Here is a 388-nt window from a genome sequence, read left to right as displayed (position 1 = left end):
GCCCGGGTCCGGCCCACAGGTTCGGACCGACAACCAGCCGGTCTCGTCGACCCTGATGCAGAGCCGACATGCGCTTCTGTCCAACCGATTCCGAGATATTGACGAATCCGTTCTGGGCCTCGGCGATCAGGTCGTCGGTGACGCGGCTGATCAGTCGGTCTGCGGCGGCCCAGGCCTCATCCTCAGTTTCGCGAACGATCAAATGGATGCGAAGGCCGAAGCGGATCGTTCGGCCTTGCGCCGCTGCGGCCTGCCTGACCCGCCCGATCTTTTCGGCGAGCTGGTCCACCGGTTCGCCCCAACTCAGATAGGCGTCCACGTGCTTGGCGGCGATCGCAATGCCGGCGTCGGACGAACCTCCGAACCACAGTGGAGGATGGGGCTGTTG

General features: G+C 64.7%; 1 protein-coding gene. It reads right to left on the bottom strand.

The features are described from left to right. A partial coding sequence (locus EN807_RS33015) for an LLM class flavin-dependent oxidoreductase (RefSeq protein ID WP_135937977.1) occupies nt 1-388 on the bottom strand: 388 nt, incomplete at both ends.

This window comes from Mesorhizobium sp. M5C.F.Ca.ET.164.01.1.1 (genome assembly GCF_004792125.1).
In the GTDB taxonomy this organism is placed as follows: domain Bacteria; phylum Pseudomonadota; class Alphaproteobacteria; order Rhizobiales; family Rhizobiaceae; genus Mesorhizobium; species Mesorhizobium wenxiniae.
The sequence above is the reverse complement of the archived record's forward strand: the minus strand, read 5'-3'. Positions and strand labels throughout refer to the sequence as shown.